This window comes from Mesorhizobium sp. M7A.F.Ca.MR.148.00.0.0, from assembly GCF_003997735.1.
GTDB lineage: Bacteria > Pseudomonadota > Alphaproteobacteria > Rhizobiales > Rhizobiaceae > Mesorhizobium.
The window spans coordinates 1-270 of the sequence record NZ_RZTB01000565.1 but is presented as its reverse complement, the minus strand read 5'-3'; the positions used below and the strand labels follow the sequence as shown (position 1 = coordinate 270).

Here is a 270-nt window from a genome sequence, read left to right as displayed (position 1 = left end):
TCCTGCTCTCCGGCCTGCTGGCCGGGCTGGCGGCCATGCTGTGGGTGGCGCAGCGCGCTTCGGTCGATCCGCTGATGGGCTTCACGCCGGTGCTGAAGGCGTTCATCGCAGCCGTCGTCGGTGGGCTGGGCAGCCTGCCCGGTGCGGTCGCCGGCGGCTTCCTGCTGGGCATCATCGAGGTGTTGCTGCAAGCGACATTGCCGGGAGCGATCGCGCCCTATCGCGACGCCATCGTGCTGTCGGGCGTCATCGCCGTGCTGCTGGTTCGCC

General features: G+C 70.4%; 1 pseudogene. It reads left to right on the top strand.

The annotated features are described in order from the left end of the window. Positions 1-270, top strand: a pseudogene (locus EOB49_RS35330) (branched-chain amino acid ABC transporter permease); the annotation flags it as partial.